Origin of the sequence: Coleofasciculus sp. A1-SPW-01, from assembly GCF_040217205.1 — a bacterium.
Classification (GTDB): Bacteria; Cyanobacteriota; Cyanobacteriia; order Cyanobacteriales; family Coleofasciculaceae; genus Coleofasciculus; species Coleofasciculus chthonoplastes_A.
This window is the reverse complement of sequence record NZ_JAVJNP010000226.1, coordinates 1-6,828: the sequence shown is the minus strand read 5'-3', so window position 1 is coordinate 6,828 and position 6,828 is coordinate 1. Positions and strand designations below refer to the sequence as shown.

Sequence of the window (6,828 nt, the reverse complement as noted above, 5' to 3'; positions counted from 1 at the left end):
AATGGCGAGAATTTGAGGCAGCATCGCGCTCACAAGGCAAGCGCTGGACGCCGCTCTATCAAGAAGAAGCGATATCCCTATAAACAACACGACTTAGTTCTGTTTGAAGGAACTATCTATGAAGTGATTGGGATGCAGAATTTAGGCGCTGGCGTAAAACTCAAAAACTATCCTGGAGTGAAAAACAAAGTAGTTAAACCTTCTGCTGTAAGATCTATTCGCAAGAGAGGAGGGCTATGTGAAGTTGTTTAGTAATTTGGATAATTTGAGGACTCAAAGTCCTCAAATTATCCCACCTATCCATCCCAGCGCCGCCTTTCGGGACGGTGTGGGGCTTCCGGTGTTTTTTGCTAAACTAAGATGCTCCCATCGAGTTTGAGTAATCACAAGTTTGGTCAGAAGGAGTTAACTAATGAAGGAAAAAAACAAGGAACCCAACCCCCTTCTTGATCAAGTTGTGGCATTACAACAACAAGTGGGCGAGTTGGACGACAAGGTTAATCATTATGAACAGCAACTGGCGCAGGAACGAGAAACGCGCCAGACAGTAGAAACCCGCTTACAGAAAACGGAAGAACGCCTGTCTTTGGTGCTGCGGGCGACAAAAGATGCCATTTATGAGTGTGACTTAGAACAAGGTATCATTAGCTGGAACGCACCCTACAAGGAACTCCTAGGCGATCGCCCGGAGTCAACGGCATATTCCTGGGAATGGTGGATTGAACACCTGCATCCCGACGATCGCGAAGAGGTTGTTGCCAACTTCCAGGAGACACTCGCGGGTACAGGCGATCGCTGGGGGGCGGAATATCGGTATCAAAAGACAGATGGTAGCTACGCCCATATTTTAGATCGCGGCTATATTCTGCGGAATCAAACCGGGAAAGCTATTCGGGTAATCGGCACATTATTCGACGCCACCACCCAAAAACAGGTTGAAGCCGAATTACGCCAGCAGGAAGAATGCCTACGTCTTGCCAACGAACGATTCCAATTCGCTGCCCGGGCAGTCAATGCGCTAATTTATGATTGGCAGATTACCAGGAATCGAGTAGAACGAACCGATGGACTCACCAGCATTTTAGGCTATTCCCTCAGCGAAGCCGAACCCACTCTCAACTGGTGGCGCGATCGCATCCATCCTGATGATGGGGAACGAATAGATCAGGAGACAGCAACGGCGTTGAGTCAGGGGGATTCCTATCGCGTCGAATATCGGGTTCTGCACAAAAGCAACCACTATATTCATATCTTGGATCAAGGACTGGTGGTGACGCGAGATGATCAAGGACATCCCATTCGTGTGATTGGTAGCACCATCGATATTAGCGATCGCAAAGCCACCGAAGCCACTCTAAAACAACGGGAAACCGATTTGCGCTTAATTACAGATGCGGTTCCGGCGCTAATTGCTTATGTTGACTCCGATTGCCGTTACCGCTTCGTCAATCGCGCCTTTACCACTTGGTTTGGACATTCAGCCGAAAATCTAATTGGTCAATCGGTGGCAGATTTTGTGGGGGCAGAAGTCTATGAATACATGAGTCGGGATATTGAAGCTGCCTTAGCGGGTGAACCGATCAACGTAGAAATGTGGATGCCGTTTAAAGATGGAGGATCACGCTACGTTCGTCGCCAGTATATCCCAGATATTGATCCGCAAGGTCATGTCAAAGGCTTCTATGCCTTCATTAACGATATTACCGATCTCAAACAAATAGAAGCCGCCTTACGGGATAGAGAACAGCGCTTTAGCACCTTATTTAATGGCATGGAAGATTGGGTACTCGTTTATCCCCTCACTGCCGACAATCAACCGGGACAATTAATTGAGGTGAATGAACCAGCCTGTAAACGGTTAGGCTATACCCGCCAAGAACTCCTCACCTTATCGGTTGCGGATATTTTGGACATCCCCTTAGCCGATCTTCAAGTCAGTTTCCAGAAATTGTTGCAGGAGAAACGAGTGGTTGTCGAATCAGTACATCGTACCAAAGCGGGTCAACAAATTCCCGTTGAAGTGAGTTCCACCCTATTTATGCTGGATGGTTTGCCCACCGTTCAATCCATCTGTCGAGACATTACTGAACGTAAACAAGCCGAGTTAGCACTACGCAAAAGTGAAACGGTTCTCAATGCCTTTATTGCCAGTTCCCCCATTGGCATAGCATTTTTTGACCATGACTTACGCTATCTTTATGCCAATGAAGCCTTAGCCACGATGAATGGCGTCCCCCTCAGTCAACATTTAGGTCGTACTCTCTGGGAGGTTGTGCCACAGATGGCACCTGAATTTGCCCCCCTGCTGGATCAGATTTTACAGACTCGGCAACCGAGGCTGAACTTTGAGTTTAGTGGTGAAGTTCAACCGGGTATTTATTGCCATGCTTTAGCCAATCACTTCCCGGTTTGCTTACCCGATGGTGAACTATTGGGAGTGGGTGTCACCATCATGGAAATTTCTGAACTCAAGCGGGTAGAAGGCGCTTTACGCCTGAGTGAAGCCTTTGCCCACGCCAGAGTGCAAGAGTTAGAAACCTTAATGGAAATTACCCCAGCGGCGCTTTGGATTGCCCATGATCCTGACTGTCATCAGATGACGGCTAACCGGACGGCGTATAATTTAATGCGGATGCCACTAGGTTCAGTGACAACTGCAACTCCTGTTGATGGTTCCTATCCCCTGCCCTTTAAACAATATAAAAACGGACAAGAATTTCTCCCCCAAGACTTACCGATGCAGCGTGCAGCCAGAACCGGACAAGAGGTGATTGATGAAATAGAATTTGTCTTTGAGGATGGCACCGTGCGCTTCATCTATGGCAAAGCCGTTCCCCTGTACCACGACTCTGGTGAGGTGCGCGGCGTGATTGGCGCATTTGTGGATATCACCGAACGCAAACAGGCAGAACGGGAGCATGAACAACTTTTAGCACGAGAACGCGCCGCCCGTGAAGAGGCAGAATCCGCCAACCGGATTAAAGATGAATTTCTGGCGATTTTGTCTCATGAGTTGCGTTCTCCCCTGAATCCTATCCTAGGATGGACAAAGTTACTCCGCACTCGTCAGTTCGATCCAGCCGCAACAGATAAGGCATTAGCAACCATTGAACGCAATGCCACGATTCAAATTCAGTTAGTGGATGACTTACTCGATGTTGCCCGAATTCTGCGCGGAAAAGTTGTCTTAACTCGTCACCGAGTTGATTTAGCGATCGCGATTAAAGCGGCGATTGAGACAGTGCAGTTGGCAGCAGAGGCGAAATCGATTCAAATTCAGCCTCATTTTATCGGTAAGGTGGGTTTGGTTGAGGGTGATTCCGGGCGATTACAACAAGTGGTGTGGAATTTACTCTCTAATGCGGTTAAGTTTACTCCATCCGGGGGACAGGTTGAGGTGACATTAGCAACGGTGGATGAGTTTGCCCAGATTACGGTAAGGGATACAGGTATCGGAATCTCTGCCGATATTCTTCCTCATATTTTCGACTATTTCCGTCAGGCGGACAGTTCCATGACTCGCCAATTTGGGGGATTAGGATTAGGACTCGCGATCGCGCGTCATCTTGTGGATTTACATGGTGGCATAATCCAGGCAGATAGCCCAGGGGAAGGACAGGGGGCAACGTTTACTGTCAGATTAGCCCTACTCCCAGATAAAAAGCAACGAATCAGACTTAACACCCATGATTGTCAGGGAACGTCCAATACCACTCCTCTGAAGGGGATACGAGTTCTGGTTGTCGATGATGAGGTAGACACACGAGAACTCCTCAGGATCATTTTGCAACAAGCTGGAGCAGAAGTGATCACAATGGCATCAGCCCAGGAGGTGTTATCACAATTTAACCAGTTAACTATTGATATCCTGGTGAGTGACATTGGCATGCCCCAAATGGATGGGTATCTTTTATTGCAACAGATTCGGGGCATGTCCTTACCCCAAGCGAATGTAGCTGCGATCGCATTAACAGCGTATGCAGGGAAATCCAATCAGCAAAAAGCCCTAGCCGCCGGATTTCAGCAGCATCTGGCAAAGCCTATTGACCCCAATGATTTGATCAAAGCGATCGCCCGGTTAGTTGAACAGAGAAATAAATGAGTAGCTTTACCTTAATTCCGTCTATTTGTCAATCCGCTTACAGGCTGATTCTATGAAACGTCTGTAAAGATTTCCTGACAACTTTGAAGAGTTGGCAAACTCTCCGGATTTTTCACCCATTGAGCGCCATTGGCTGATAAAACTGAATACTATAGAAACCTAAGTGTTGAGCCAAGCCGTTTATTTAATCATGCCAACTCATCCCAAATAAAGCCGTAACCATTATTACAACAATTAAAGTTTGGCTGACTCTACAGGGTTAACGACAAGAGTGAACCCTTCAGATTAATGGTTAGCAAATTAGAGAAAAAACTGTCTTTTCTCGATAAATATTAATGCAAGTTTGTAGGTAGATGAATTAGCTCTCCCTAAGGGGAGAGTTTTTTGTTTTTATGAACGTTTTAACTTCACAAAAACTTTATAGAAAGTTCATCTTAACTTTATTGATCTCAGAAAAAATACGGTTATAGTTAAATTGTGGTCAGAGAAAAGCAGCGAAACGAACCTCAAAAACACAGTCGCTTGAAGTAATTTCTCAGAGACTACACCGAAGCAATAGTAACCACCAAAAATATAAGTGTTACAACGTTTCGCAATCATCCTCAATCAGGATATTACCTCTTGATTAATTTCAACGAGGATATCATTTCAAAACCAACTATTTACGAAGGAAAAAATCTGATGGCTGTACAATTTGCAACAATTATCGCTGATACAACGGGTGGTGATAATTACTACGATTCCGATTTCTATGGTATTTCCTTTGATCAGGGTTTCCCAAACACATATATCGAGTCAGTTACCTTCGATCTAAGAGCCGGAGGGGATACGAATGCAAACTTTGATCCATCTCAGCGCAGTTCTCCAGTAGACCTTGTGGGTTTAACGACTAGCGATATTTCTTTTTCTCCTAATAGTGGATACGATTTCCCAACCTTGACCATCAACTTTGCTCCCGACTCCTTTGGTGTGGGAGATTCATTCCGCTTCTCAATAGACACAGACGGTCTTTCTGGTGGTTCAGGTATTTCTTCTAACACTGGTGGTGCTTTCGGACTGCAGGATGTTTCCTTTGAAGTAACCTTGCAAGACGGCACGTCTTTCGTCTCCACCTTTGATACTGTTAGTTCTACTCAGTCTATAGCTGAAATCAGCACCCATGAATCAATTGTAGGAACTTCAGGAAATGATCAACTTAACGGTACATCAGCGAACGAGTACATCCAAGGTTTAGGTGGCGATGATAGCATCAATAGCAACGGTGGCGAAGATGTTCTCTTTGGTAACGCAGGTAACGATACAATTGCCGGAAGCCACGAGAGTGATTATATCGATGGCGGCGCTGATGACGACCTTCTCTACGGTAACGGCGGCGGCGATACCATTTTCGGTCGCGGTGGCGATGACGGTTTATATGGTAGTTCTGCTACAGATTATCTCAACGGTGGTAATGGTGATGACACCCTTTACGGAAATGGCGGTCGAGACACCCTTATCGGTGGTCGTGGTGATGACTTAATCTACGGTGGTTCATGTCCTGATTATATTCTCGGTGGCAAGGGCGACGACATCATTTACGCCAATGGTGCCAATAATGGAGCAGATTACATTGATAGTGGTGTTGGTCAGGATACCATCTGGCTGGGTCACGGTGATGCCGATGTCGTCCTCTCAGAAGGAGTTGGATTCGATGTGATTAATAACTTCCAGCTTGGTCAGACCTCTCTAATCGTTAGTGATGTTAGTGCGTTGAGTTTCGCTGATGGTGCAAATGGTGCGGAAATCTATCAAGGCAGCGACCTATTAGCCACCGTGAGTTGGCAGTCTGCTAGCACATTTGCCAATAACACGAATGACATCTTTGTCGCTGTCGCTGCCTAGATATTTCGTCTGATGTTTTAGTCTTTCTTAGTCTGCATATTAGTCTAATCGAACCAAGCGGGAGATGCAACGTATCTCCCAATTTTTTTGTCCCAGTCTTTGTCCGACTACTTAGGGGCTGCTGTGGTAGAGACGTTCCGGTGGAACGTCTTGTGGTGGGGAGAGGCAACAGGCAGACTTCGGCTAGCGCTCAGTCTAACACAGGCAACAGGCAACAGAGAAATATCCTGACGTATCGATTCGATAAGTAGTTGTAGGTTAGGTTTCCTGTCGTTAACCCCAGCGAATCAAGGGCTAAAGCCCTTACTACAAACTACGTATAGCAACGTGGCATAAGTGCATATCCCGGTAATCACCCAGAGATATAGAACAATGTACCTGGGATCAGTCATAGGATAATCCGATGCCGAACATCATCCAACTCGCCTCAAAAATAGACAAAGTTAAAGTCTATGCGGCTGGTGCAACCGTTAGCCGTATCGCCGACTTGCACCTAGAGAATGGAGAAACGCCAGAACAAGTCGAAATTTCAGGACTTCCCCTGGCGCTAGATGATAGCAGTGTGCGAGTACAAGTTGAGGGAAATGCCAATCTGGTGATTCCTACCGATATCCGCATCAGTCTCACAGTTTCCTCTCCCCCAGAACCCCCGAACTCCCCCGCCGAGGAACAACTGCACCAAGCTAAAGCCGAAGTGAGGCTTCTTCAAGAGACGATTGCCCTAATTGATAACGAAATCTCTGTCCTAAAACAGCTTCATGTACCCAATCAACCGAAAGCAGAACCGGGAAAAGCACCCCCCCCTTCACCCCTAGCCGCCCGATTAGCGATCGCGAATTTCCAAG

General features: G+C 46.6%; 3 protein-coding genes and 1 pseudogene. All 4 read left to right on the top strand.

From position 1 onward, the window contains the following. Window positions 1-252, top strand: a pseudogene (locus tag RH949_RS31930) (RNA-guided endonuclease IscB); the annotation flags it as partial. A 160-nt stretch (window positions 253-412) separates the two neighbouring features. Next, window positions 413-4,102 carry a PAS domain S-box protein gene (locus tag RH949_RS31925; RefSeq protein ID WP_446358879.1) on the top strand — a complete coding sequence of 1,230 codons (3,690 nt, stop codon included), beginning with the start codon at window positions 413-415 and terminating at the stop codon, window positions 4,100-4,102. 621 nt (window positions 4,103-4,723) lie between these two features. Next, complete coding sequence (locus RH949_RS31920) at window positions 4,724-5,983, top strand: calcium-binding protein (protein ID WP_446358877.1); 1,260 nt, start codon at window positions 4,724-4,726, stop codon at window positions 5,981-5,983. 403 nt (window positions 5,984-6,386) lie between these two features. Next, window positions 6,387-6,828, top strand: a 442-nt coding sequence (locus tag RH949_RS31915) for a DUF4140 domain-containing protein (RefSeq protein WP_446358875.1), incomplete at its 3' end; no start/stop codon positions are given.

What these genes read in the sequence shown, in the direction of transcription:
- RH949_RS31925 (WP_446358879.1), top strand. Translation starts at nt 413, where the DNA reads ATGAAGGAAAAAAACAAGGAACCCAACCCCCTTCTTGATCAAGTTGTG.